This is a genomic window from Streptomyces sp. NPDC020898 (assembly GCF_044333925.1).
Classification (GTDB): Bacteria; Actinomycetota; Actinomycetes; order Streptomycetales; family Streptomycetaceae; genus Streptomyces.
The window spans coordinates 615,242-638,604 of sequence record NZ_JBIRRV010000001.1 but is presented as its reverse complement, the minus strand read 5'-3'; the positions used below and the strand labels follow the sequence as shown (position 1 = coordinate 638,604).

At 69.6% G+C, this 23,363-nt stretch carries 25 protein-coding genes, 1 pseudogene and 1 riboswitch; of the genes and pseudogenes, 11 read left to right on the top strand and 15 right to left on the bottom strand.

The genetic code is table 11. From position 1 onward, the window contains the following. Window positions 1–3 precede the first annotated feature (3 nt). The gene (locus ACH4TV_RS02820; RefSeq protein ID WP_398393533.1) at window positions 4–237 is read left to right on the top strand and encodes a ferredoxin; all 234 of its coding nucleotides are present in this window, start codon (window positions 4–6) and stop codon (window positions 235–237) included. Between the two features lie 67 nt (window positions 238–304). Then, a riboswitch (TPP riboswitch) is annotated at window positions 305–489 on the top strand. 60 nt (window positions 490–549) lie between these two features. Here the strand turns inward: ACH4TV_RS02820 and ACH4TV_RS02815 are convergent. Then, window positions 550–1,242 carry a TetR family transcriptional regulator gene (locus tag ACH4TV_RS02815; protein ID WP_398393531.1) on the bottom strand — a complete coding sequence of 231 codons (693 nt, stop codon included), beginning with the start codon at window positions 1,240–1,242 and terminating at the stop codon, window positions 550–552. A 262-nt stretch (window positions 1,243–1,504) separates the two neighbouring features. Between ACH4TV_RS02815 and ACH4TV_RS02810 the strand changes: the two are divergent. The 3 genes and pseudogenes from ACH4TV_RS02810 to ACH4TV_RS02800 all read left to right on the top strand — a co-directional run. Next, window positions 1,505–2,968: pseudogene (locus ACH4TV_RS02810) on the top strand (glycosyltransferase family 4 protein); the annotation flags it as partial. A 683-nt stretch (window positions 2,969–3,651) separates the two neighbouring features. Beyond that, window positions 3,652–4,437, top strand: coding sequence for a class I SAM-dependent methyltransferase (locus tag ACH4TV_RS02805; RefSeq protein ID WP_398393529.1), 786 nt, complete (start codon window positions 3,652–3,654; stop codon window positions 4,435–4,437). Next, the gene (locus ACH4TV_RS02800) at window positions 4,434–5,504 is read left to right on the top strand and encodes a prenyltransferase (protein ID WP_398393527.1); all 1,071 of its coding nucleotides are present in this window, start codon (window positions 4,434–4,436) and stop codon (window positions 5,502–5,504) included. Before ACH4TV_RS02805 ends, ACH4TV_RS02800 begins: the two co-directional genes overlap by 4 nt. Window positions 5,505–5,528: 24 nt before the next feature. On the opposite strand, the gene ACH4TV_RS02795 is transcribed toward ACH4TV_RS02800, so the two are convergent. The 9 genes from ACH4TV_RS02795 to ACH4TV_RS02755 all read right to left on the bottom strand — a co-directional run bounded on the left by ACH4TV_RS02795 (window position 5,529) and on the right by ACH4TV_RS02755 (window position 11,850). Next, window positions 5,529–5,822 carry a hypothetical protein gene (locus ACH4TV_RS02795; RefSeq protein WP_398393525.1) on the bottom strand — a complete coding sequence of 98 codons (294 nt, stop codon included), beginning with the start codon at window positions 5,820–5,822 and terminating at the stop codon, window positions 5,529–5,531. A 71-nt stretch (window positions 5,823–5,893) separates the two neighbouring features. Beyond that, a complete protein-coding gene (locus tag ACH4TV_RS02790; protein ID WP_398393523.1) occupies window positions 5,894–6,904 on the bottom strand; it encodes an LLM class F420-dependent oxidoreductase in 1,011 nt (336 codons plus the stop codon). A 120-nt stretch (window positions 6,905–7,024) separates the two neighbouring features. Next, window positions 7,025–7,891 (bottom strand): hypothetical protein, encoded by an 867-nt coding sequence (locus ACH4TV_RS02785; RefSeq protein WP_398393521.1) that lies wholly within the window; start codon window positions 7,889–7,891, stop codon window positions 7,025–7,027. A gap of 99 nt (window positions 7,892–7,990) precedes the next feature. Next, complete coding sequence (locus tag ACH4TV_RS02780) at window positions 7,991–8,917, bottom strand: N-acetylmuramoyl-L-alanine amidase (RefSeq protein ID WP_398393519.1); 927 nt, start codon at window positions 8,915–8,917, stop codon at window positions 7,991–7,993. A gap of 366 nt (window positions 8,918–9,283) precedes the next feature. Then, a complete protein-coding gene (locus ACH4TV_RS02775; protein ID WP_398393517.1) occupies window positions 9,284–9,685 on the bottom strand; it encodes a hypothetical protein in 402 nt (133 codons plus the stop codon). Beyond that, entirely contained in the window at window positions 9,682–10,146 is a 465-nt protein-coding gene (locus ACH4TV_RS02770; protein ID WP_398393515.1) for a hypothetical protein, read from the bottom strand. Before ACH4TV_RS02770 ends, ACH4TV_RS02775 begins: the two co-directional genes overlap by 4 nt. Window positions 10,147–10,232: 86 nt before the next feature. After that, window positions 10,233–11,075 carry a helix-turn-helix domain-containing protein gene (locus ACH4TV_RS02765; RefSeq protein ID WP_398393513.1) on the bottom strand — a complete coding sequence of 281 codons (843 nt, stop codon included), beginning with the start codon at window positions 11,073–11,075 and terminating at the stop codon, window positions 10,233–10,235. Beyond that, the gene (locus tag ACH4TV_RS02760; RefSeq protein ID WP_398393511.1) at window positions 11,072–11,608 is read right to left on the bottom strand and encodes a DUF6879 family protein; all 537 of its coding nucleotides are present in this window, start codon (window positions 11,606–11,608) and stop codon (window positions 11,072–11,074) included. Before ACH4TV_RS02760 ends, ACH4TV_RS02765 begins: the two co-directional genes overlap by 4 nt. Window positions 11,609–11,613: 5 nt before the next feature. Continuing rightward, window positions 11,614–11,850, bottom strand: a complete 237-nt coding sequence (locus ACH4TV_RS02755) for a hypothetical protein (RefSeq protein ID WP_398393509.1) — start codon at window positions 11,848–11,850, stop codon at window positions 11,614–11,616. A gap of 253 nt (window positions 11,851–12,103) precedes the next feature. Between ACH4TV_RS02755 and ACH4TV_RS02750 the strand changes: the two genes are divergently transcribed. Both ACH4TV_RS02750 and ACH4TV_RS02745 read left to right on the top strand, forming a co-directional pair. Then, window positions 12,104–12,625, top strand: a complete 522-nt coding sequence (locus ACH4TV_RS02750; protein WP_398393508.1) for a hypothetical protein — start codon at window positions 12,104–12,106, stop codon at window positions 12,623–12,625. Between the two features lie 31 nt (window positions 12,626–12,656). After that, window positions 12,657–13,130, top strand: a complete 474-nt coding sequence (locus tag ACH4TV_RS02745) for a hypothetical protein (RefSeq protein ID WP_398393506.1) — start codon at window positions 12,657–12,659, stop codon at window positions 13,128–13,130. Window positions 13,131–13,356: 226 nt separating this feature from the next. Here the strand turns inward: ACH4TV_RS02745 and ACH4TV_RS02740 are convergent, their stop codons facing one another. Next, window positions 13,357–14,235 carry an ATP-grasp domain-containing protein gene (locus ACH4TV_RS02740; protein WP_398393504.1) on the bottom strand — a complete coding sequence of 293 codons (879 nt, stop codon included), beginning with the start codon at window positions 14,233–14,235 and terminating at the stop codon, window positions 13,357–13,359. Window positions 14,236–14,552: 317 nt separating this feature from the next. Between ACH4TV_RS02740 and ACH4TV_RS02735 the strand changes: the two genes are divergently transcribed. Further along, window positions 14,553–14,708 (top strand): hypothetical protein, encoded by a 156-nt coding sequence (locus ACH4TV_RS02735; protein ID WP_398393502.1) that lies wholly within the window; start codon window positions 14,553–14,555, stop codon window positions 14,706–14,708. A 7-nt stretch (window positions 14,709–14,715) separates the two neighbouring features. Here ACH4TV_RS02735 and ACH4TV_RS02730 read toward each other — a convergent pair whose 3' ends face one another. Both ACH4TV_RS02730 and ACH4TV_RS02725 read right to left on the bottom strand, forming a co-directional pair. Next, complete coding sequence (locus ACH4TV_RS02730) at window positions 14,716–15,366, bottom strand: class I SAM-dependent methyltransferase (protein ID WP_398393500.1); 651 nt, start codon at window positions 15,364–15,366, stop codon at window positions 14,716–14,718. A gap of 133 nt (window positions 15,367–15,499) precedes the next feature. Beyond that, the gene (locus ACH4TV_RS02725; protein WP_398393498.1) at window positions 15,500–17,269 is read right to left on the bottom strand and encodes an MFS transporter; all 1,770 of its coding nucleotides are present in this window, start codon (window positions 17,267–17,269) and stop codon (window positions 15,500–15,502) included. Between the two features lie 205 nt (window positions 17,270–17,474). Here ACH4TV_RS02725 and ACH4TV_RS02720 point away from each other — a divergent pair, with 205 nt between their 5' ends. Next, window positions 17,475–18,020: a SigE family RNA polymerase sigma factor gene (locus tag ACH4TV_RS02720; protein ID WP_398393496.1), complete on the top strand. Its 546-nt coding sequence runs from the start codon at window positions 17,475–17,477 to the stop codon at window positions 18,018–18,020. Beyond that, entirely contained in the window at window positions 18,020–18,856 is an 837-nt protein-coding gene (locus ACH4TV_RS02715; protein WP_398393494.1) for a hypothetical protein, read from the top strand. The genes ACH4TV_RS02720 and ACH4TV_RS02715 overlap by 1 nt, the downstream gene beginning before the upstream one ends. Before the next feature lie 82 nt (window positions 18,857–18,938). Here the strand turns inward: ACH4TV_RS02715 and ACH4TV_RS02710 are convergent, their stop codons facing one another. Both ACH4TV_RS02710 and ACH4TV_RS02705 read right to left on the bottom strand, forming a co-directional pair. After that, window positions 18,939–19,571 carry a response regulator gene (locus ACH4TV_RS02710; protein WP_398395315.1) on the bottom strand — a complete coding sequence of 211 codons (633 nt, stop codon included), beginning with the start codon at window positions 19,569–19,571 and terminating at the stop codon, window positions 18,939–18,941. A gap of 107 nt (window positions 19,572–19,678) precedes the next feature. Beyond that, complete coding sequence (locus ACH4TV_RS02705; protein ID WP_398393492.1) at window positions 19,679–21,079, bottom strand: sensor histidine kinase; 1,401 nt, start codon at window positions 21,077–21,079, stop codon at window positions 19,679–19,681. A gap of 287 nt (window positions 21,080–21,366) precedes the next feature. Here ACH4TV_RS02705 and ACH4TV_RS02700 point away from each other — a divergent pair, with 287 nt between their 5' ends. Both ACH4TV_RS02700 and ACH4TV_RS02695 read left to right on the top strand, forming a co-directional pair. Next, window positions 21,367–22,227, top strand: a complete 861-nt coding sequence (locus ACH4TV_RS02700; RefSeq protein WP_398393490.1) for a MaoC/PaaZ C-terminal domain-containing protein — start codon at window positions 21,367–21,369, stop codon at window positions 22,225–22,227. 36 nt (window positions 22,228–22,263) lie between these two features. After that, window positions 22,264–23,340, top strand: a complete 1,077-nt coding sequence (locus tag ACH4TV_RS02695; RefSeq protein ID WP_398393488.1) for a Zn-dependent alcohol dehydrogenase — start codon at window positions 22,264–22,266, stop codon at window positions 23,338–23,340. Window positions 23,341–23,363: the final 23 nt, after the last annotated feature.

The following is a 23,363-nucleotide window of genomic DNA, read 5'->3' as shown; positions in this document are numbered from 1 at the left end:
GACATGGGCGACCGCTGGCATGTGGAGGTCGACCGCTCGCTGTGCATCGGCTCGGCCCAGTGCGTCCACCGGGCACCGGACGGCTTCCGCCTCGACACCGGGATGCAGTCCCACCCGGTCGAACCGGACTCGGACGCCAACGAGAAGATACTGGCGGCGGCGGAGAACTGCCCGGTGGAGGCGATCATGATCACGCTGCTGGAGAGCGGGGAGCCGGTCTTCCCGCCCGAGGAGTAGGCGCCGAAAAAATCCCTTTTAGGGTGGTTCGAATCGGAATGTAAGTCGTATGATGGGAGCAGACCTACGAGGCGAGTGAGGGAGTTCGACCGGAGTAGCCGACTAGGGCGAGACGCCGAGAAGCATGCGGCATCCGCCAGGGCCGACGTCGACGGTCGGGCTGAGAGGCCGGAAGGCAGTGGTCGGGCCGAACGGCGACCCCCAGCACCTGATCCGGGTAATACCGGCGAAGGGAACCCGTCTCGTAGGTTCCTTGCGTGCCCGGCGGCTGCGGCTGCGGCTGTCCGTGGCCTTGGAGTCGGCCCCTGATCCTCAGCCCTCGTCCGACGGATCCGTCGGGTTGGTCAGGTCGATCAGCCGGCACACCGTCTCGATGTCGATCTTCACCTGGGCGATCGAGGCGCGGCCGGACAGCCAGGTGATCAGGGCCGAGTGCCAGGTGTGCTCGATGACGCGGACCGCCGAGAGCTGCTCGGGGGTCGGACGGTCCTGGCCCCGCTCGTCCAGGCCCATCGCGTCCAGGATGATCGCCGTCGTCTGCCGGGACACCTGGTCGACCTCCGGACTGACACTGCGGTCCGCGAAGGTCAGCGCCCGCACCATCGCGTCCGCCAGATGAGGCTCCCGCTGCAACGCGCGAAAGGCCCGCATCAGGGTCTCCGCCACCCGCTGCGCCGCGGTCTCGCCCGACGGGGGCTTCTTGCGCAGCGTGCCGTGCATGTGTTCCAACTGGTCCTGCATCGTGGCGACCAGCAGATGGATCTTGGACGGGAAGTACCGGTAGAGCGTGCCGAGAGCGACCTGCGAGGACTCCGCGACCTCCCGCATCTGCACCGCGTCGAAACCGCCCCGGCTGGCCAACTGCGCGCTCGCGTGCAGGATCCGGCGCCGACGGGCCTCCTGCCGCTCGGTGAGCGGAGCGGAGGGCGCCAACGCGGCCGGCTGCGAACTCGGCGGCGAACTCGGTCGCGCGGTACGTGCTTCCACCTTCGCGTCGGCAGGCATGGGTCCCGTTCCGTGACAGTCGGTGATCGCGCGGCGATCGAGCAGTCAAGTGTCAGCAACAAGTCAGCGATCAGTCAGTCTTCGCCAGCATGGCACGTCCGCGTGGTGCGTTCGCCGTGGCGCGAATCACCTGATCCACCGCTCACAGCCGAGGTACCTGCCGGTAGATTCGGAGCCTCCTGAACGATCAAGTCTGTAACTTGTTCTAGATTAGCGTCCCGACGTAGTCTCGCGGGAAAACGCGGGCAGAAGGGGGCCGGGAGTGACCGCTGAGGCCAGCGAGGCGGGTTCTCTTGGGGACCAAGCCGCGGACGGCGAGCGACCGCTCAACATCGCGCTTCTGACCTATAAGGGGAACCCGTTCTGCGGCGGCCAGGGCGTCTACGTACGCCATCTGTCGCGCGAACTCGCCCGGCTCGGCCACCGCGTCGAGGTCATCGGCTCCCAGCCGTACCCGGTGCTGGACGTACTCGACGGTCGCGAGGCACGAGACGGCCACGAAGCGGGCCATGAGCACGACCACAGTCACGGTCACGGCCCTGATCCGGTCCTCACCGAGCTGCCCAGCCTCGACCTGTACCGCCACCCGGACCCCTTCCGCAATCCGGGGCGTGACGAGTACCGCGACTGGATCGACGCGCTCGAAGTCGCCACGATGTGGACCGGCGGCTTCCCCGAACCGCTCACCTTCTCCCTCCGCGCCCGCCGTCAACTGCGCGCCCGGAGCGGCGAGTTCGACGTCGTGCACGACAACCAGACGCTCGGGTACGGCCTGTTGGGCGACATAGGTGCCCCGCTCGTCACCACGATCCACCACCCCATCACCGTGGACCGGCAGTTGGAGCTGGACGCGGCCGACGGCATCAGCCGCCGGATGTCCGTACGGCGCTGGTACGGCTTCACCCGGATGCAGAAGCGCGTGGCGCGCCGCCTGCCCTCGGTGCTCACCGTCTCGGGTACGTCACGCCAGGAGATCGTCGAGCATCTCGGTGTACGGGACGAGCGCATCCACGTCGTACACATCGGCGCGGACACCGACCTCTTCTCGCCCGACCCGGCGGTCCGCCAGATACCGGGCCGCATCGTGACCACGTCCAGCGCGGACGTCCCCCTCAAGGGCCTGGTGTTCCTCGTCGAGGCGCTGGCGAAGGTACGCACGGAACACCCCGCCGCCCACCTCGTCGTCGTCGGCAAGCGTGCCGAGGACGGGCCGGTCGCCCAGCTCATCGAGCGATACGGCCTGGAGGACGCCATCGAGTTCGTGAAGGGCATCTCGGACCCGGAACTCGTCGACCTGGTGCGCTCGGCGGAGGTCGCGTGCGTGCCGTCCCTGTACGAGGGCTTCTCCCTCCCGGCGGCGGAGGCGATGGCCACCGGTACACCCCTGGTCGCCACCACCGGCGGCGCGATCCCCGAGGTCGCCGGCCCCGACGGCGAGACCTGCCTGGCGGTCCCGCCCGGCGACGCGGGAGCGCTGGCCGCTGGGCTGAGCAGGCTGCTGTCCGACCCGGAACTACGCGCGCGCCTCGGCCGCGCCGGCCGCGAACGCGTACTGAACCACTTCACCTGGGCCCGCGCGGCCGAGGGCACAATCGCCCACTACCGCGAGGCCATCGCCCGCTCCGAGGCCACCACGCGTGGCCGTTCGGCGACAGTGACGCAGGCCGGTTCGGCGACAGCGACCCCGGCCGGTTCGGCGACAGTGACGCCAGCCCGTTCTGCGACAGCGACGCCGGCCGGTTCGGCGACGGCGACCCTGGCCCGCTCTGAAACTCCGGCTGCCGGGCCCTCTGGAGCTCCGGCTGCCAGCCGGTCTACAGCTCCGGCCGCCGGTCACGCCGCAGGCCCGACCGGCGGCCGGTCTGTAACTGCGGCTGCCAGCCCATCCGCAGCTCCGGTTCCCGGCCACTCCGCAATCCCGGTTCCCGGCCACTCGGCAGGCCTGGCCGTCGGCCAGTCTGCGGCTCCGGCTGCCGGGCCCTCCGCGGCTCCGATTCCTGGTTGCTCCGCGGCTCCGGCTCCCGGCCACTCCGCAGGCCCGCCGGCCGGTGTCCCCGCAGGCCCGGCTCCCGATCCCTCCGCAGGCCTGACCGCCGGCCGCTCGGCAGGCCCGGCCGTCGGCCAGTCTGCGGCTCCGATTGCCGGGCCCTCCGCGGCTCAGGCTGCCGGTCCCTCTGCAGGCCCGGCTGCTGGCCGCTCCGCAATCCCGGCTCCCGGCCGCTCCGCAGGCCCGACCGCCGGTCTCTCCGAAACCCCGGTTCCCGATCCCTCCGCACGGCCGACCGCCGGTCCCTCCGTGTCTCCGGCCGGCGGCCGGGCCGTGGCGCCCGCCGATCTGGGTGCCGACCAGGTGGCCGCGGCTGTCTCCGACCCCCCGCTCGAAAACACCGACCGCGAAAGCAGGACTCCGTGCTGACCGTCGACTTCTCCCGGTTCCCGCTGGCCCCGGGCGACCGCGTCCTGGACCTCGGCTGCGGAGCCGGCCGGCACGCGTTCGAGTGCTACCGGCGTGGCGCCCAGGTCGTGGCGCTCGACCAGAACGGCGAGGAGATCCGCGAGGTCGCGAAGTGGTTCGCGGCGATGAAGGAGGCGGGGGAGGCGCCCGCGGGGGCCACCGCGACGGCCATGGAGGGCAACGCCCTGGCTCTTCCGTTCCCCGACGAGTCCTTCGACGTCGTGATCATCTCTGAGGTCATGGAGCACATCCCGGACGACAAGGGCGTCCTCGCGGAGATGGTCCGGGTGCTCAGGCCGGGCGGCCGGATCGCGATCACCGTCCCGCGCTACGGGCCCGAGAAGGTCTGCTGGTCCCTCTCCGACGCCTATCACGAGGTCGAGGGCGGCCACATCCGCATCTACAAGGCGGACGAGCTGCTCGCGAAGATCCGGGAAGCCGGACTGAAGCCGTACGGCACGCACCACGCCCACGCGCTGCACTCGCCGTACTGGTGGCTGAAGTGCGCGTTCGGTGTGGACAACGACAAGGCGCTGCCGGTCCGCGCCTACCACAAGCTGCTGGTCTGGGACATCATGAAGAAACCGCTGGTCACCCGGGCCGCCGAGCAGGCGCTGAACCCCCTGATGGGCAAGAGCTTCGTGGCGTACGCGACCAAGCCGCACCTCCCCGCCATGTCCGGGACCGCCACCGCGCCGGACGCCACCGCGACGGACAGCACCGGGACGGGCACCAAGTGACGACGCCCCGGACAGAACACCTCGTCCTGCCCGGGGTCCTCACCGACGAGGAGGCCGCCCTCACCGTCCGCGGAATCCTCGCGGAGCAGCGGGAGGACGGGGCCATTCCGTGGTTCCGGGGGCACCATCTCGACCCGTGGGACCACATCGAGGCCGCGATGGCCCTGGACGCGGCCGGTGAGCACGAGGCTGCCGAGCGGGCGTACCTGTGGCTGGCCGCGCACCAGATCGAGGACGGCTCCTGGTACGCCGCGTACGCCGACGGGGACGCGAACGCCGTCACCGACCGGGGCCGGGAGACCAACTTCGTCGCCTACATAGCGGTCGGCGTCTGGCACCACTACCTCGCCACCGGCGACGACACCTTCCTGGACCGACTGTGGCCGACGGTCTTCGCGGCCGTCGAGTACGTCCTTCAGCTCCAGCAGCCCGGCGGCGAGATCGGCTGGAAGCGCGAGGACGACGGCACGGACGTCAAGGACGGCCTGCTGACCGGGAGTTCGTCGATCCACCACGCGCTGCGCTGCGCCCTCGCCATCGCCGAGGAGCGTGAAGAGCCGCAGCCCGACTGGGAGTTGGCGGTCGGCGCGCTGCGGCACGCGATCCGCCGGCACCCGGAGCGGTTCCTCGACAAGGCCCGCTACTCGATGGACTGGTACTACCCGGTCCTGGGCGGCGCGTTGACGGGTACGGAGGCCAAGTCCCGTATCGAGGAGGGCTGGGAGCGCTTCGTCGTACCCGGACTCGGAGTGCGCTGCGTCGTGCCCAACCCGTGGGTGACCGGCGGCGAGTCCGCCGAACTCGCCCTGGCGCTCTGGGCGGTGGGCGAGTCCGACCGGGCCCTGGAGATCCTCCAGTCGATCCAGCACCTGCGCGACGCGGACAGCGGCCTGTACTGGACGGGGTACGTGTTCGACGCCCGGCAGGTCTGGCCGCGTGAACTCACCACGTGGACGGCCGGTTCCCTGCTCCTGGCGGTCGCCGCGCTCGGCGGCCACGAGGCGACCTGCACGGTGTTCGGCGGTCAGCTGCTGCCGACGGGCCTGGACCCCGACTGCTGTACGTGAGCCGGCCGGCCGCCGGTGATCCGGTCAGTGGCGGCCGACCCGGTTGGCGATGGCGTGCCCCACGAACAGGTAGACGAGGGCGGCCAGTCCGTACCCGCAGACGACCCGTGCCCACTGCTCGTCGAACGTGAAGAGGTCGTGCGACCAGCCCGCGAGCCAGCGCGCCGCGTCGTGGATGAACTCGACGAACGCGTTCGCACGGTTCGCGTCCAGCAGATACATCAGGATCCAGAGGCCCAGAATGAGGGCCATGATGTCGGCGACGATCGCGAAGATCGCACCGGCCTGGCTGGCACTGCGGCGAGTTTCTGGGGACATGCCCTACGGGTTGCCGCTGAATCCCGGATGAAACCGGAACAGAAGCTGCAGAAGCTCAGGAGAACAGAAGCTCAGGAGTTGAGCTCGGCCAGCACCCGCAGGGTGTGCGGGTCCGGGGACAGCACGAGCAGGTCGGTCACCGGTCCCTTCCGCCACAACTCCAGCCGCTCCGCGATGCGTTCACGCGGCCCGACAAGGGAGATCTCGTCGGCGAAGGCATCCGGCACGGCGAGCACGGCCTCCTCCCGCCGCCCGGCCAGGAACAGCTCCTGGATCCGCCGCGCCTCCTCCTCGTACCCCATGCGCGCCATCAGATCGGCGTGGAAGTTACGGGCCGCGTGCCCCATCCCGCCGATGTAGAAGCCGAGCATCGTCTTGACGGGCAGCAGTCCCTCGGAGACGTCGGTGCAGACCCGGGCCTGAGCCATGGGCGCGACCATGAACCCTTCCCCGGCACCGCTCAGTGGCTCCTCGTACAGCTCGGTGCGCAGCGGGGACCAGTACAGGGGCAGCCAGCCGTCGGCGATACGGGCGGTCTGGGCGATGTTCTTCGGCCCCTCCGCACCGAGCAGGACAGGCAGTTCGGCACGCAGGGGATGCGTGATGGACTTGAGCGCCCTGCCGATGCCGGTGCCGTCCGGGCCGTCGTAGGGAAGGGGGTGGAAGCGCCCGGCCAGCTCAACGGGGGCCTCGCGCCTGAGGACTTGGCGTACGACATCGACGTACTCCCGGGTGGCGGTGAGTGGCGACTTCGGGAACGGGCGTCCGTACCAGCCCTCGACGACCTGCGGGCCGGAGAGCCCGAGACCCAGGAGGACGCGTCCGCCGGAGAGGTGGTCGAGGGTGAGTGCCTGCATGGCGGTGGTCGTTGGCGATCGGGCCGCCATCTGGGCAACAGCCGTACCCAGCTTGATCCTTGACGTCTGCGCCGCGATCCAGGTCAGCGGGGTGAACGCGTCCGAGCCCCAGGACTCGGCGGTCCACACGGAGTCGTAACCGAGCCGTTCCGCCTCCTGGGCGAGCGGCACATGGTCCGGGGAGGGGCCGCGACCCCAGTAGCCGAGCGCGAGACCGAGTCGCATGGCAGCCTCCCAGGGAGTCTTCTGACGGTACGTCAGTTTGCGGCGGTGGCGGCGACTGTACGACAACGGCCCCTCGCCCGGAAGGGCAAGGGGCCGCGGCCGTGAATCTCGCGCGAGGTGTTATCCGCGCTGGATGCCCGAGGTGTCCTGGAGGACACCCCGGCGGCCGTCCTGCGTCTGGGCGACGAGGTTCGGGCCGCGCTGCTCGACGGCCAGGTACCAGGTACCGGGGGCGAGTTCGGCGATCGGCGCCGCCGAACCGTCCTCCGCGAACAGCGGACGCGGCACCGGCACGGCGAACCAGAACGGGGAGAAGTCGGCGGCCGGGGGCTGCGCCTGCGGCTGCGGCTGACCGGCGCCCGCACCGGCACCTGCACCTGCACCGGCGCCGAAGGGCTGACCGGCCTGCGGCTGACCGCCGTACGGCTGCGGCTGCGCGCCGGCGCCGGGGTAGCCGTAACCGCCCTGGGGCTCCTGGCCGCCGGGGTAGGGCTGGCCGCCGTACGGCTGCGGGGTGGGCTGCTTGGGGGCGGGGACCAGGGCGCCCTTCAGGGCCGGGACCAGCGGGGTGGCGATGGCGGCGCCCGCCATGACGACCGTGGCGACGAGGGCGAGGATCAGACCGGTGCCGGCGTCCGGGCCGGCGCTGCTGCCGCCGCCGAAGTTGTTGGCGCCGCCCGCCGGGTCGAAGACGTTGCCGAGCGCGCTCCAGGCGGCGAAGACGGTGAACGCGACACCGAACTGGCCGAGATCGAGACCCGCGACCTTGGGCAGCTGCGGCAGACCGTGCGACACCACGACCAGTGCGCCGCCGATGATGCCCGCGAGGACGACACCCAGCAGGACCGGCCCGCTGCCCCAGGCATTCGGCATGGTGAGGCCCGTGGCGCCGTCGGAGGAGTAGATGTCGAGGAACGACGCGATGAACAGCAACACCGCTGCTCCGATCACCACGCCGTCGCCTCGAGTGAGGGAGCGGATATTCACTTCAGGTCCTTCGTCGGTCGGCTCGTCGTCGTCATCATGCGTAGGGCCCCGACATTATCGTCCGCCCGACCGGGCTGTCCGCCGGGATGCACGCGTTGATCACGACTCGCGCAGAAAACTCACGATCCCCTCAGAGATCCCCAGCGCGGCCTTCTGCCGCCACACCCCGCTGGTCAGCAGGGCCGCGTCCTTGCCATCGCGCATGTTGCCGCACTCGATGAACACCTTCGGAACCGTTGACAGATTGAGACCGCCGAGGTCCGTACGGGTGTCGAGACCGGTACCGCCACCGATGTAGTTGGACGGCGCGGAGCCGGTCTCGCGGACGAAACCGTCCTTGACGCGCTCACCGAGAAGCCGGGAGGGGCCGACGATGGGCCGGGTGTCCGCGGCCCCGTCGTGCACGGCGCCCGGCAGGATCACATGGAAACCCCGGTTGCCCGCGCCGCTTCCGTCGGCGTGGATGGAGACGACGGCGTCGGCGTGCGCGGCGTTCCCGATCCGGGCCCGCTCGTCCACGCACGGGCCGAAGGGCCGGGCCGACTCGTCGCCGTCCTGGGTGAACTTGACGGTGGCGCCCTGCTGTTCGAGGACCGTCCGCAGCCGCCGCGCGACATCGAGGGTGAACTCGGCCTCTGTATAACCGTCGTTGGTGGCGGTGCCGGTCGTGTCGCACTCCTTCCAGTTCGTGCCGATGTTCACCTTGCGGTTGATGTCGGCGGAGTGCTGGAAGTTGCCGGGGTTGTGCCCGGGATCGACGACGACGACCTTGCCGGCGAGGGGGCCGGCCGACGAGGCCGGGGTGGTGGCCAGGTCGGCGGGGTCATCGGGAGACAGGGTCGGGCTCAGGGGCTCGTATCCCCCGCTGTACATGACACGCCCATCGCCGTCATCGGCGACGGCCTGCCAGACGAACCACCCGGCCGGCCCACCCACCACCACCAGGGCGAGGGCGACGGCCACGGGACGGCGCAGCGGGGAACGACGGGGCTGGGGCGGCTCGAAGCCGGGGCCTACGTACGACACGACAGCCACCTTACGGGGCGTCTACGTGCGCCATAGGGTCCGTGAGCCCTCCCGTGATTCGCTGCCAGAGGTGGTCTGCCCACTCTCATCCACACGTTGTGTGAGATGCGTGTGAGGCGGGGCGGATCGAAACCGGCGACGCAAACACCGGCCCGGGGCCTTGATCCAGACCCTTCCGATCAAGTGTCCAGACACCCAGGCGCGACCCTGTCCCCGACGATTCCGTACGCTCCGCCTGCGTCTGGGCGATCGGCCCCCAGGCCCCTGTCGCACCCGTCCGCGGCAAGGCCCTCACAGCAGACATGCGATTGCTGCCCCGCGTCTTGAACGGCCGGCCCCGACGGGGGTGATGGGGCCGACCGCAGCTCAGAGGCGCGTGCCGACCGCGAGCGTGTCGACGCCCGCCAGGTTGATCATCGCGCGCAGGACGATCGCGAGGCGTCGCTCGTCTAGGTCCATCACACGCGTGAGGCTGGTCTGATGCGGCGACGCGATGGATAGGACGAGGTCGACGAACGATCGCTCGGCGTCGTTCAGGCCCAAGCCGTAGAGGTAGCAGGCGAGGTTCTGCCAGGAGACCTCCATCCCGTCGGGGTTGTGCCGGACGAGAGCCCTGTGGAAGGCGTCACGGGCAAGGATCTGCTCCTCGTCCACCAAGGCTCGTATGGCGGCCTGCTCGCGGGGTGCGGCTGCTGCCGTCAGCAGCTGCTCCTCGAAAGCTAGGACCTCGACGTCTTCGGCCTCGGCGGGCGGCGTTGTCACGGTCATCTGGATGCCTCCGTGGAGAGTCGAGCGCTACCGGGGCCGAACGCGGCGCCGAGTAGCGCGGGATTGTTCAGACGGCCCGACCCGTCCGGGCGGGACAGCCACAGCCGCCCGCAGGCCTGCCAGCCCGTCGGCGGGCACAGCAGCGGCCATCCCATAGCCCGTACGAACACCTGCCGCAGGTCGTCCAGTTCGTCGGCGGCATCGAGCGGCACCAGCCACCACGCCTTGTCGACGCCGGGGTCGGCGAGGAGCGGCCCCCGGTCCTCCGCACGGAGTCGGGAGAGAACCTGCATGGCGGTCAGGAGGGGTGTTTGAGCGGCGAGCCACTGCCGGCCACTGGCAATGGGGGCCAGAGCCTCCAGGTCCCAGGCTTGGCGTACGAGTTCCGGGTGCGCGGCGCAGTCGGCGAGCCACGCGTCCCCGGCCTCGTACACCTCGGTGAAGCGCATTCGTGGGGCCATGACCAAGACCGTAGGGAGTCCGGCTGTGCACTCGCGCGGCGATTGCGCGCGATTGCGAACCCTCTACAGGGGTTGAGACAGATTGCTCACGCGAGGTCCAGAGCGGCCCGCGCACGGCCGATGAGCCTGTGCGCCTGAGGCCCGTAGACGGCGCCCTCGTCCAGGCGGTCCCATACGCGCCCGTACAGGGCGACGTCCTCGGCGGATTCGAGGGTGAACTCCGTGTTGATCGTCTCGACGATGACGTGCTCCTCGTCGAAGATCCAGAACCCGTGCTTCGGAGTGAGCTTCAGCTGCACTCCGAACGGCACGATGCCGAGCGTCACGGTGCTCATGCCGATCAGCCCTACGAGCAGGTCAAGCTGTCCGGCCATCACGTCGTGAGGGCATACGAGAGCGTGGAGGGCGCCCTCCCAGATCAGGACACGGAACGCTCTATGCGCCTCGTACAGCACCTCCTGGCGCTTCATGCGGGCGCGTACGGCATCGTCGGTGTCGCGCGGCGACTGCATCAGCTCGGCATTGTGGAGGAGCAGATGGCGCGCATAGTCCGGGGTCTGGAACAACCCCGGGACGACGGTGGCCTCATACCCACGCACGGTGGCAGTACGGCGGTATTCGGCGACGTACCGCTCCTGCACGCCACGGTGTCCGGTAGCGAGTTGCCGACGCCATGACCGGGCCTGCGACTCCAGCCCTCGCAAACGGCTCTTGAGGTCCGCGGCCTCGGCTGGAGTGTTTGCTGCCTCCGTCCAGGCGTCCAAGTCCTTGGTCGTTGCTGTCTGCTTCCCGTTCTCCAGCCGCGACACCTTCGACCGCTGCCAGCCCAAGCGCTCGGCGAAGTCCTTGCCATTCAGGCCGGCCTCGGTGCGCAGCTCGCGCAGCCGCGCACCGAGGGCCTCACGTGCAGCCTGGTAATCCGTACTCACCTGGCAGACGGTACCTGCGCCTGGAACTGGCTGGTAGGCACCGCGAAGTGGAGGGCAGCGTCCCGGGCCTGGCAGGCGCGTACGACGTCCTCGGCGTCTTCGAGGACCTGCACTCCGAGCGTCACGCCCTCGTTGTCGATGACGAACTTCACGAGGGTGCGGGAGTCGAACAGCCAGAAGTCGAAGTCGGGCAGGCCGATCCGTACGGCGTCCGCCCGGTAGAGGTTGCGGATGTCCTCGCCTGCGGCCACGTTGGCGAGGCCGGTTGCGAGGAGGAACCGCTGGCCTTCGGTCGGCGGGTCGTCGACGAGGCGAACCCGTCCGTAGCGCTTCCCGGCCTCGGTCTGCTCGCGCACATTTGCGTGCCAGGGGGTGGCCGGGTCGTAGTCGAAGGTCTCCCCTCGCTGGAAGCGTGCCCAGTTGGTGCTGACGCGGTCTGTCGCGTAGCCGCGCTGGGTCTCTAGCCGCCAGGCGGTGTGCTCGAAGTCCTGGAAGAGGTGGGTGATCTCGTCGAACGGGATCAGGTCCGGCACGCGGTCTACTCCTTCGTCTGCTCGGCGGTGTCGGGCTGCTCGGCGTGGGGAGCGAAGCGGAGCAGCAGCTCGCGGGGCACGCGTACGAACGTCTCCGAGTCCTTCACGTCCCGCAGCTGGGCAAGGTGCTCGGGGTCGGTCTCGCGCTCGCCCTGGACGAGGATCTCGCCGGTCTCGACGACCTCGTAGAGGGTGGGGCAGTTGCCGTGTTCCGATGTGGTGCCGATGAACCTGAGCGTCATGTCGCCCTCCATCTGCGCTGGTTGGAAGCCCAGCATGCTGGGGAGGGCACGGGCGCGGTGAAGGATTGCACGAGATTGCGGCCACAGCCCGTCAGGAGATCCGTTGCACGCAACCGCGACCCCTCGCTGGGTGCCGGGCGCCAGCCACTCACCTGGTAGGCGCCGCCAACGGTGATCACGGCCGGTGGAGGCGACGACACAGGCTCATGGAGAGTCATGGGACGCGCCGTTCTGCCGTGGCTACCGTGCTCGCATGACGACCCGACTCGATCACGGTACTGAGCCCGCGCCACCCATGCTCCAGTGTGGGCTGAGCGAATCCAGCTTGTATCCGAGCCTCGTCCTCGCGCTGCGGGACATGCGGCAGGCGAACAGCCGTGATCTCGGATCCGGCGTCGGCGAGGGCAACGAGTCGTGGATCGGCCTGAGCCTTGGGATGATCGTGCTGGACACGTTGTCGGGTTCGTCCGGGGCTGTCGGGCTGCGATGGAAGCGGCTGCTTACCTCGCATGGCGTCACGGTGGAGGACGCAGAGATCATCTACAAGCTCCGATGCTCTCTCCTGCATGGATACGGTGTGCCGAAGCCCAGTGCAGTGGGCGGCCGCACCGTACTGCTCACCTCGGACACGACAGCCCACGCTGTCGATACGTCTGTGCCCAACCATGCATTGGTCAGCGTGCCGGTTTTCTGCGGGAGATTGGTCGAGCGCATTGCCGCCGCAGCACCGCAGAACTGGGACACGAGTTTGATCAACACCAAAGTCAAGATCTGACGCTGTAGACAAGTCGGCAGGGGCAACGGCTGTGGAGATCACCGTCCAGTGGATCCGGACGACCTGGACGAAGGAATCGCGGAGCGGGGACGCTGCGGCTCGGAGGAACGCGGCCCCGGTCGGCTTCGCACTCCCGCGTGAGGCGGCGACTCTCGCTCATGTGATCCGGATGCATGAGCGTGACGGCTTTGAGCCGTATGACAGCCGGGAAGCCCTGAGTAAGGTCGATGTCCAGCTCCGTGAAGCAGATGATCGGCTGCGGGTATTTCCCCGAGTGCAGCCGCTGTTTGCCCTGCCGCCTCGGAAGCGGCGGCCACCGGGTGTCCGGCTCGTCCCTGGCCAATGGGTCCGCTGGCAGCTCAACTATCGATTCAGCAGTGCACTGGGGATTCGGGGCTGGACGTACTGGCTGGACACGTTCAACATCGCATACGGCCCGGTGAACGCCGATGTGTTCTTGTCCGCACCCACCGTGTTCATCGATGAGCGCGGAGCACTCCGGTAGTCCGGGTGGACGTGGTCACCCGATGGATCGGCCGGCCTGGGCTTTGGCCTGGGCGAGGCGGTAGGAGTTCGGCGCCCCGGCGGTCGAGTTCCATGCAGCCGAGTTCATCAACTTCATCGCCGCCTCGGTCCCCAGCGCGATGAGCAGATGAGACTTGCCCGTTGCACCCCTCGGAATTCTCCAGACCGGTCTGGGTGAAGACAGCGCGGGGCCGCCTCCGCAAGTGCTACGGACCGACCAGCAGAGCGGCCAACTCGCCTCGACTGCTCGACGGGTGCAGGTCACTTACTTGGCCGTCACCGACTTCGACGACTCGCCACGCCCCGTCCGAGCGGAGGGCCACGTCGGTTGTGACGAACCGGCATCCCAGGCGCTGCACCGCAGGCCCGATATGGTCAAGGTCGGGCACCAACCCACGCTCGAACGGGCTATCCGGGTGGGGCGTGAGCAACCTCGGTTCGCCATCCAGCCACCACACGCGCATTTCAGCCGCAACGGACTCCAGCTTTGAGAACGTCTCGAAGCTGCGCAGAACGACCCCACCGGCAAGGAACCCTTCCTGCAGTTCCACGAAGCGCTGCACGACCCGTGTCAGCCCCACCGCGTCGGCGAGATCGGGAATGAAGCACGCCTGTTCCCACTCGTGCTTGCGGGATTTGACGTAGTCCTTCACGATTCCCGAGCCCGGCAGCAGCGGCTCGGCGAGAGCAGCCAGGTCTTCGGCGGCCAAGATCTCACCGGGCTTGGTGGGACGCCACACGCTCGCGGGTGTGATGTCGACGAACGTCGGATACCAGCCCGGCAGTTCGTGAGCGGCCCGATATTGCTCTGGAGCGACAAGCAACGCGGTGCCGCGTCGGCTCAGCGCCTCAGCCAACGCGGCGTATCGATCCCCCGGAACCATCCAACCCCGGTACCAGGCACTCCCCAGCCCAGCCGGTACGTGTGCAACGGCCTGCTGTGCGTCACCTTGCAGCAGCGCATCATGGTCGACCAGCCCGACCACCCCGCCACAGGCGCGCACCTCCTGTGCTTCCTGCGCGAAGTGTTCGTCGACGCGTCGTGGATTCAACGGATCACGGCAGTACAGGACAGGCATCGGCATGACTGACACGCTACGAAACTGCCAGAGCCTCGGACCACTGGTTTCCTGCTGCCGGGCGCGGCGACTTGCGAAGTGCAGAGACGGAAGCGGAACCAGCGCAGCAGGTCCGTCCTGTAGGAGCGCACCGTCGACTTGGCGCGGCCAGCCGCTTGTAGGTCACGGAGGTAGTCCGTCACGGCCTGGACACCGACACCGCTCGGGTCGACCAGACGATACGGCTCCCATCGGAAACGTAGGCCTTGGAAAGCGCATCCGTCCCCTGAACTGCGGAATCACTGATCGTAGTTGAGTCAACAGAAGTCCGCCGCAACCCCTTCGTGCCGGTCCCTGAAGTCGCTGCCCTCGCCGAGCTGAACGAGATGGTCGACCGGTGGGGCCTTGAAGAGGAGGGCTGGCGTATCCGCTCCCGTCCCCGAACGATCGGCGAGTACTTCGAGGTCGAACAGCCGCATCTCAAGCCGCTGCCCGTCTAACCGGCCCTCAGACCCCAACTCCCGTCCGCCGCAGCACACGCAGAGAGTCCGTCGCGGAGATCTCCGTGAAGGCGCCGGAGGCCAGGGCACGGAGGTAGACGCGGTACGGGGCCTGGCCGGTGAACTCGTCCTCGGGGTCGGGGAAGACGTCGTGGATGAGAAGCAGGCCGCCCTCGGCGATGTGCGGGGCCCAGCCCTCGTAGTCGGCGGTGGCGTGCTCGTCGGTGTGCCCACCGTCGATGAAGACGAGACCGAGGGGGGAGTTCCAGATCCGCGCCACCTGCGGCGAACGCCCTACAACCGCGATCACGTGGTCCTCCAACTCCGCCTGGTGCAGGGCTCGGCGGAAGAGGGGAAGCGTGTCCATGATCTTGAGCTCCGGGTCGACCGTGTCTGGGTCGTGGTAGTCCCAGCCCGGCTGCTGCTCCTCGCTGCCCCGGTGATGATCGACCGTGACAGCCATGACCCCGGCCGCCCGGGCCGCATCCGCGAGCAGAATCGTGGACCGCCCGCAGTACGTCCCCACCTCGAGCAACGGCAACCCGAGCACCCCCGCCTCAACGGCAGCCGCGTAGAGCGCCAGCCCTTCCCCCGCCGGCATGAACCCCTTGGCAGCCTCGAACGCGGCCAGAGTCTTGGGCGAGGGTGCCGCGGGCATGGGGGTCCTCCCGGTCGTACGAGCGTGCGGAAGGCCCATGCTGCCGCACCTCCGGTGGGTTGAAGACAGGGGGTGCATATCCAGGGGCGCGGGGAACTGCGCGACTAGCCACGGACGGCCCGCAGCGTTCGTACTACGTCAGCCGCCCTTGGGCGATGACCGTCTCGCCCGGCAGGGACAGGTCCAGGGAGACCATCCCCTCCTCACCCGCATGCGTCGCCGAAGAGGCAAGCGGCCCGTGCCCGGAGGCCCGCGCGGCCAGCACATACGCCCCCTCGGCCGGAACGGCGAGCGCATAGCTCCCGTCGGCGGCGGACAGCGTCGCCCCCGCCTGCCGACCCCGCCGGTCGATCAGCGTGACCTGCGCACGGGCGACCGGGATGCCGTCCGCACCCAGAACCCGCCCACGGAACCCGGAACCAAGCGCGGCGCCCTCCTCACTGCTCGCCCGCAGCGTCGACTCGCTCGCGGGTCGCCGCCCCGGCAGGAACAGGGCCAGCACCAGCCCCACCGCCACCGCACCCGCAGCGATCAGGAACGAGATCCGGAACCCGTGCATCGTGGGGACGGCGACGCCGCCCACATTGTTCGCGGTGTTGGCGAGCACCATGCCGACGACGGCGCTGGACACGGACGTACCGATGGAGCGCATGAGGGTGTTGAGGCCGTTGGCCGCGCCGGTCTCGGAGGCCGGGACCGCGCCGACGATCAGGGCGGGGAGGGAGGAGTAGGCGAGACCTATACCGGCACCCAGAACCACTGCGATCACCAGGGACTGCCACGCGGCGCTCATCAGGCCGAGGCCGGCGCCGTAGCCGATCGCGATGATCAGCAGGCCGAGGATGAGAGTGACCTTGGGGCCGTACTTGGCGGAGAGGCGGGCGTAGACGGGCGCCGTGAACATCATCGTCAGGCCGAGCGGCGCCACGATCAGGCCGGCCATGACCATCGACTGGCCGAGGCCGTAGCCGGTGGACGTGGGCAGCTGGAGGAGCTGGGGCAGGACGAGCGAGACGACGAAGAAGGAGACGCCGACCATGATCGAGGCGAGGTTGGTGAAGAGGACGGCGGGCCGGGCGGTGGTCCGCAGGTCCACCAGCGGGGCCTTCAGGCGCAGCTCCAGCACACCCCACAGGAGGAGTACGACGGCGGACGCGCCGAACAGGCCGAGCGTGGTGGCGGAGGTCCAGCCCCAGTCGCTGCCCTTGGTGATCGGGAGGAGGAAGAGGACGAGGCCGACGGAGAGTCCGATGGCGCCGAGCACGTCGAAGGTGCCCTCGGCGCGCATCTTGGACTCGGGTACGAAGAGCAGGGTGAGGGCGATGGCGAGGGCGCCGATGCCGGCGGCGCCGTAGAAGAGGGCGTGCCAGTCGGAGTTCTGGGCGATCAGCGCGGCGACGGGGAGGGCGAGGCCGCCGCCGACGCCGATGGAGGAGCTCATCAGGGCCATCGCCGAGGGGAGCTTCTCGCGGGGCAGCAGGTCGCGCATCAGACCGATGCCGAGGGGGATGGCACCCATGGCGAAGCCCTGGAGCGTACGGCCCGCGATCATGGTCAGCAGGTCGCTGGTGAGCGCGCTGACGAGGGCGCCGACCACCATCACGGAGAGGCTCGTGATCAACAGGCGCCGCTTGCCGTACAGGTCACCGAGGCGGCCCATGATCGGCGTGGCCACGGCTCCGGAGAGGAGCGTCGAGGTCAGCACCCAGGTGGCGTTGCTGGGCGAGGTGCTCAGCAGCTGGGGCAGGTCCTTGATGACGGGCACGAGCAGGGTCTGCATGACCGCGACAACGATGCCCGCGAACGCGAGCACCGGGACGATGGCCCTGCTGGATCCACCTGACCCACCCGTTCCCCCCGTTCCACCCGTTCTGCCGGTTCGGTCGGGCGTCGTGTGCGTCATGGGGTGGGGCCTCCAGGCAGGTCCGGTCAGGGGTACGTGTGAGATGAACAGGTGCGCCCGGGCAACTATTCCGATGCTTTGGCGTACTAACTAAACCTTGACCTGTGTATGGGTATCTGATCTCCCGTCACGGAAAATTCTTTTTTGGGATCGGGGCAACGATTCGGGCGGCTCGTGGACTCCTTTGAACATCTAGGAGGTGCCCATGGGGGAACGGGATCGGAAATCGGCTCGGGACGAGGAGTTCCAGAGCTTCGTCATCGGCCGCTGGCCACGGCTGATGCGTACGGCGTTTCTGCTCACGGGGGAGCAGCACGCGGCGGAGGACCTGGTCCAGTCGACGCTCGAACAGGTCTATGTGGCCTGGCGGAGAGTCGGCTCGGCCGACGAGCCGGAGGCGTATGTACGGCGCGTGATGATCAACGCACACGCACGCAAGCACCGCAGGAAGCTCAAGGAGTTCCTGGCGCCGAGGGACGACGAGGGGCTGGCGCACGAGCTGCCCGACACCGGAGACCACATCGCCCGGGCCGACGACCGCGGCGCGCTGCTCAAGGCGCTGGCCCAGTTGCCGCCCCGGCAGCGGGAGGCGGTGGTGCTGCGGTACTGGGAGGACCTGACCGAGACCCAGGCCGCACAGGCGATGGGCTGCTCGGTGGGCGCGGTGAAGAGCAACGCGGCCAAGGGGATCGCGAAACTCCGCGCCATACCGGGCCTGGCCGAGACAGTGACACACGGAGGGCGGAAGTGATGAGCGGCGACCGGGAGACGAACCAGGACATGGCACACGGGGACACCGCACACACGGACATCGCCTTCATGCTGGCCGACGCGGCGGACGGGGTCGAGATCGGCATAGCCCCCTACCAGGCGGTGGTCCGCGGCGGCCGACGCCGCAGGGCCCGCCGCTGGGCGGTGGCGGCAGCGACCGCCCTGGTGCTCGCCGCCTCGACGGGAACGCTGGCCCTGGCGGGCATCGGCGACGGCAACGAGGTGTCACAGGTGGCAACGCGGCCACCGACGGCGGAGGAACGGCATGTGTACGCACCGCAGCGCACCACTCTCGCGACGGGGACGGGCACCGGCCGGCAGTGGAGAGTCACCGTCGACATCTGGGGAGCACCGAAGACCGAGGCGGAGGCGGTACGGCAGTTCGCGTCGATGGACGACCGCGGAGTGCAGCCGTCGGACGCGAGCAACCCCGGGGAACTCGTGGGGAAGGGCTCGTTCTTCGTCAACCTGGTCGTCGACAACGCCACCTCGCCGGTGATGCTGGGCGAGCTCGACAAGAGCGACGACATGTTCGGCACGGACCTCCAGTCGGCCGCGATTCCCCTGGAACCGAAGGGCTCGGACCGGCGCGAAGCTCCCCAGCACCTGGTGATCGGCATGGTCGCACCCACGGCCCGGGCGGTCACTTGCACCTGGGACGACGGTACGAAGTCGATCGCCCACAAGGTCCCGGCGAACTACCCACTGGACAGTGGGAAGCCGGTGATCCGGCCGGTCGAGGGAGTACAGGCGGCTTGGTTCGTGTGCCTGGCGGAGGTGGGGAAGGCGTTCAAGACCGTGAAAGCGACGGGGTGAGGGGAATGAGGGAGCGAGGGAGTGAATGAGGCAGAGAGATGGAGAGGTGACGGGACGGGGTGACGGGATCAGGGGGCGCCCCCTAAAGCCACCCCTGTTGCCGGGCCTCCCGTACCGCTTCCATGCGGTTGCGGGTGCCGGTCTTGCCGATGGCGGCCGAGAGATAGTTGCGCACCGTCGACTCGGAGAGGTGGAGCCTGGTGGCGATGTCGGCGACCGTCGCGCCGTCCACCGAGGCCTTGAGGACGTCGCACTCGCGGGCCGTGAGCGGGTTGGGGCCGGCGCTGAGCGCGGCGGCGGCAAGGGCGGGGTCGATGACCGTCTCGCCGGTCAGCACTCGGCGGATCGACTCGGCCAGCTCCTCCACGGGGCCGTCCTTGACGAGGAAACCGGCGGCTCCGGCCTCCATGGCGCGGCGCAGATAGCCGGGGCGGCCGAAGGTGGTCAGGATCAGCACCCGGCAGTCCGGGGCCTCGTCACGGAGCAGGGCGGCGGCGTCCAGGCCGCTCATGCCGGGCAGCTCGATGTCGAGGAGCGCCACGTCCGGGCGGTGCAGGAGCGCCGCGTCGACGATCGTGTCACCGGCCGCGAGCTGGGCGACGACCTCGATGTCCGGCTCCATCCCGAGCAGCAGGGCGAGAGCGCCCCGCATCATTCCCTGGTCCTCGGCGAGGAGGACTCTGATGGACCTGGCGGGACGGTGATCCCGGGGCATCTCGTTCACGGGCCAAGGGTAGGGGCGAACACGGGGTTGAGCAGGGAGGAGGCGGTGCCGGGTGGCCGCGGGGAGCGGATCAGAGTCGTCATCGGGCCGGTACGGCATCAGGCCGGCTGGGCGGAACCGGTCGCCGAAGCGTCCGTGGCCCGCTCCTGGTCCCGCGTCGTTGCCCTATCCTGGTCTCCACCCTGGTCCCGCGCCGCCTCCCGCTCCCGCTCCGGACCCGGCGATTCCGTTGCCCCCGTGGGCAGTTCGGCCGTCACCAGGAAGCCGCCCCGGGGTGTCGGGCCCGCCTCCAGTGAGCCGCCCGCTGCTGCCAGGCGTTCCGTCAGGCCCTTGAGGCCGGTGCCGCCGATACCCGGCCGCGCGGACTGTGGGGACGGCGTGGCTGGTGTGGCCGGCGTGGCCGGTGTCGACCGTGCGGCGGTGCCGTTGTCCGCGATCGTCAGGCGCACCCTCTCACCCGTGCCCGCCACTGTGATCTCGCAGCGGGTGGCGCCGCTGTGCCGCAGGACGTTGGTGACCGCCTCCCGTACCACCCAGGCGAGGAGGGCCTCCGTCGGTGGGGGCAGGGGTGGGCCCGAGCGGTGGATGACGGGGGTGACGGTGGCCGCGGTCAGGGCGGACTCGGCCTGGGTCAGTTCGGTGGCCAGGCTGCCCTGCCGGTAGCCCGTCACCGCCTCGCGGATCTCTGTCAGGGCCTGGCGGCCCACCGACTCGATGTCCGTGATCTGGAGCAGGGCCGCGTCCATGTTCCGGGGCGCCAGCCGGCGGGCCGCCTCCGACTTCACCACGATCACCGAAAGGGTGTGGCCCAGCAGGTCGTGCAGGTCGCGGGAGAAACGCAGCCGTTCCTCCTCGACCGCGCGGTGCGCCAACTCCTCACGCGCAGCCCGCAGTTCACGTACCGCCTCGGTCAGGGACAGGATCGCAGCCGTCACCATGGTCGACAGGAACGTCCCGTAGGCCACGTTCAGGGCGTCCCAGCCGTCCCGGACCGCGGAGACGGCCGCGGCGAGTGCGGTGAGGGAGAGTCCGGCGCGGCCCAGCCACGGGCCCCGCATCACCGCGCCCGTGGCGAGTCCGAGCAGCGGGAAGAAGTACAGCCAGCTGCCGCCGTATCCGATGGCCAGGGCGCAGGTGAGCACGCCCATCAGGACGAGCGCCACCCGAGTCGAGGTGGCGCCCCGCGTCTCCTTCGCGAAGGCGCGGAACGTGACGTAGATGTAGAGCGAGTTGAAGGTGATCAGGCCCAGGGCGCCGACCCAGGGCAGCGGGGTCCGGCCCGAGAGGAGGTTGGAGAAGGAGCCCATGCCCATCAGCAGCCAGGGCAGCAGGGCGAATCCGGTGGGCGGCGGGCCGGGGTTCTCTGGCTCCGGCAGTCGGCCGCCGGACTTCCGCGCGGCACGGCGGGCGGCCTTGAACCGCTCCATGTCGGCCCGCCAGCGCGCCCGCTCCGCCCGCCACTCGCCCACCTGGCAGGCTGCCCCTCGCATCCAGAACATGGACAACAGCGTACGAAGCGATCGTCATGCCGGGCAGATGCTGTTGTACGGACTCCGGCAGGACAAATGTCCCGGCCCGGCGTACGGCCGACGGAGCTGACGAGGCGTCAGGAGTCTTCACAACTCCGGACCGCTCGGCTATACAGGGGGCGCCGGACTGGAACGCGTTCTAGAACGGCCAGGTCGACCTCGGTGCGGCCGACGGTGCGGACGGTCGTACCGAGGTCTCAGTCCCGCGAGTGGTTCAGTCCGGCGAGTGGTTCAGTCCCGAGAGTGTCAGGAGTCCCATGCCCATTGATGCCGCCAAGGCCGTCGCCGCCGAGCCCCGGTCCGCAGGGATCGCCTGGGGCCGCAAGGACGTCCAGCTCTACCACCTCGGCATCGGCGCAGGCATCCCCGCGACCGACCCCGACGAGCTCCGCTACACCCTCGAATCCCGGCTGCACGTCCTGCCCAGCTTCGCCACCGTCGCCGGCAACGACTCCCCGGACGTGATCAGCGGCCTGTCCATGCCCGGTGTCGACGTCGACCTGGCCCACGTCCTGCACGGCGGCCAGAGCATCGAGCTGCACCGCCCGATCCCCGTCGAGGGCAAGGCACTCGCCACCGGAAGCATCGCCGCCGTGTACGACAAGGGCAGCGCCGCCATCCTCGTCATGCGCACCGAGGTCGCCGACGCCGACGGGCCGTTGTGGACGAGCGACGCGCAGATCTTCGTACGCGGAGAAGGCGGGTGGGGCGGCGACCGGGGGCCTTCGGGCCGTCTTCCGGCGCCCGTCGGTGAGCCCGCGAAAGTCGTCGAGCGGGTCGTCAGGGAGGACCAGGCGCTGCTCTACCGGCTCTCCGGGGACTGGAACCCGCTGCACGCCGACCCCGGGTTCGCCGCGCGCGCCGGGTTCGAGCGGCCCATCCTGCACGGGCTGTGCACCTACGGCATCACCCTCAAGGCGGTCGTCGACACGGTGCTCGGCGGGGACGTCGGCCGGGTCCGCGCGTACCGCACGCGCTTCGCCGGGGTCGTGTTCCCCGGGGAGACGCTGCGTATCCGGATGTGGACGCCCGAGCCGGACCGCGTCCAGGTGTCGGTCACCGCCGTCGAACGGGACGACGCGCCCGTACTGGCCGACACCGTCGTCGAACACTCGTAAGTGACGTTCCTGTAGGTCCCCGAAGGGAGCCGCACCATGCGCGCAGCCGTACTGCACGAGATCGGGCAGGACAAGCTCGACGTCCTCGACGACGTCGAGGCCGTGGGCTTCGGCCCCGGCAAGGTGAGGATCCGGGTGCGGGCCACCGGGCTGTGCCACTCGGACCTCTCCGCGATGAAAGGCGTACTGCCGCAGCCCGCGCCCTTCGTCCCCGGCCATGAGGGCGCCGGTGAGATCCTCGAAGTCGGGGAGGGCGTCGGTCACTTGAAGGCCGGTGACCGGGTCGTCGTCTGCTGGCTGCCCGCCTGCGGAGCGTGTCCCGCCTGTAAGCGCGGCCAGACCCAACTGTGCCTCGCCGGGTTCATGAACGCGGGCACCCCCAACTTCAAGCGCCCCGGCGCCGACATCTTCGGCATGGCCGGCACCGGCACCTTCACCGAGGAGGTCGTCGTCGACGCGGGTTGCGCGGTGCCCATCCCCGACGACGTGCCCTTCGACATCGCCGCTCTCATCGGCTGCGGGGTGACCACGGGACTCGGTGCCGCCATCAACACCGCGAAGGTGGAAGCCGGTTCGTCGGTCGCCGTCATCGGCTGCGGAGGCGTCGGCATCTCCGCGATACAGGGGGCGCGGCTCCAGGGCGCCGCCGAGATCGTCGCCGTCGACCCGGTCGCCTCGCGCCGCGAGTCCGCGCTCAAGTTCGGTGCCACGAGGGCGGTTTCGCCGGACGAGCTGCCCGACGCCAAACAACAGGTCACCGCCGGGGAGGGGTTCGACTACGTCTTCGAGGTCGTCGGCCGCTCCGCCACCGCCCGCACCGCCTACGACAACACCCGGCGCGGCGGCACCCTGGTCGTCGTCGGCGCGGGCGCCATGGACGACAACCTCCAACTCAACATGTTCGAGCTGTTCTTCGACGAGAAGCGCATCCTGCCCTCCATGTACGGCGGCGGCGACATCCTGCGGTCCTACGAGCGCACGATCGCCCTCTGGCGCGCCGGCCGCGTCGATCTCGCGGGCCTCATCACCCACCGCGTTCCGCTCGCCGGCATCAACGAGGCCCTCGACCAGATGCGTACGGGGACCGCGCTGCGTACGTGCATCGAGATCTGACCCCCCTTGTACCGAAAGGTCAC

Coding starts and splice junctions, on each gene's coding strand:
- ACH4TV_RS02750 (WP_398393508.1), top strand. CDS start 12,104: ATGACGACCCGACTCGATCACGGTACTGAGCCCGCGCCACCCATGCTC.
- ACH4TV_RS02820 (WP_398393533.1), top strand. CDS start 4: ATGGGCGACCGCTGGCATGTGGAGGTCGACCGCTCGCTGTGCATCGGC.
- ACH4TV_RS02795 (WP_398393525.1), bottom strand. CDS start 5,822: ATGTCCCCAGAAACTCGCCGCAGTGCCAGCCAGGCCGGTGCGATCTTC.
- ACH4TV_RS02695 (WP_398393488.1), top strand. CDS start 22,264: ATGCGCGCAGCCGTACTGCACGAGATCGGGCAGGACAAGCTCGACGTC.
- ACH4TV_RS02710 (WP_398395315.1), bottom strand. CDS start 19,571: ATGCCCCGGGATCACCGTCCCGCCAGGTCCATCAGAGTCCTCCTCGCC.
- ACH4TV_RS02720 (WP_398393496.1), top strand. CDS start 17,475: ATGGGGGAACGGGATCGGAAATCGGCTCGGGACGAGGAGTTCCAGAGC.
- ACH4TV_RS02725 (WP_398393498.1), bottom strand. CDS start 17,269: ATGACGCACACGACGCCCGACCGAACCGGCAGAACGGGTGGAACGGGG.
- ACH4TV_RS02715 (WP_398393494.1), top strand. CDS start 18,020: ATGAGCGGCGACCGGGAGACGAACCAGGACATGGCACACGGGGACACC.
- ACH4TV_RS02740 (WP_398393504.1), bottom strand. CDS start 14,235: ATGCCGATGCCTGTCCTGTACTGCCGTGATCCGTTGAATCCACGACGC.
- ACH4TV_RS02775 (WP_398393517.1), bottom strand. CDS start 9,685: ATGACCGTGACAACGCCGCCCGCCGAGGCCGAAGACGTCGAGGTCCTA.
- ACH4TV_RS02815 (WP_398393531.1), bottom strand. CDS start 1,242: ATGCCTGCCGACGCGAAGGTGGAAGCACGTACCGCGCGACCGAGTTCG.
- ACH4TV_RS02755 (WP_398393509.1), bottom strand. CDS start 11,850: ATGACGCTCAGGTTCATCGGCACCACATCGGAACACGGCAACTGCCCC.
- ACH4TV_RS02730 (WP_398393500.1), bottom strand. CDS start 15,366: ATGCCCGCGGCACCCTCGCCCAAGACTCTGGCCGCGTTCGAGGCTGCC.
- ACH4TV_RS02770 (WP_398393515.1), bottom strand. CDS start 10,146: ATGGCCCCACGAATGCGCTTCACCGAGGTGTACGAGGCCGGGGACGCG.
- ACH4TV_RS02700 (WP_398393490.1), top strand. CDS start 21,367: ATGCCCATTGATGCCGCCAAGGCCGTCGCCGCCGAGCCCCGGTCCGCA.
- ACH4TV_RS02705 (WP_398393492.1), bottom strand. CDS start 21,079: ATGTTCTGGATGCGAGGGGCAGCCTGCCAGGTGGGCGAGTGGCGGGCG.
- ACH4TV_RS02790 (WP_398393523.1), bottom strand. CDS start 6,904: ATGCGACTCGGTCTCGCGCTCGGCTACTGGGGTCGCGGCCCCTCCCCG.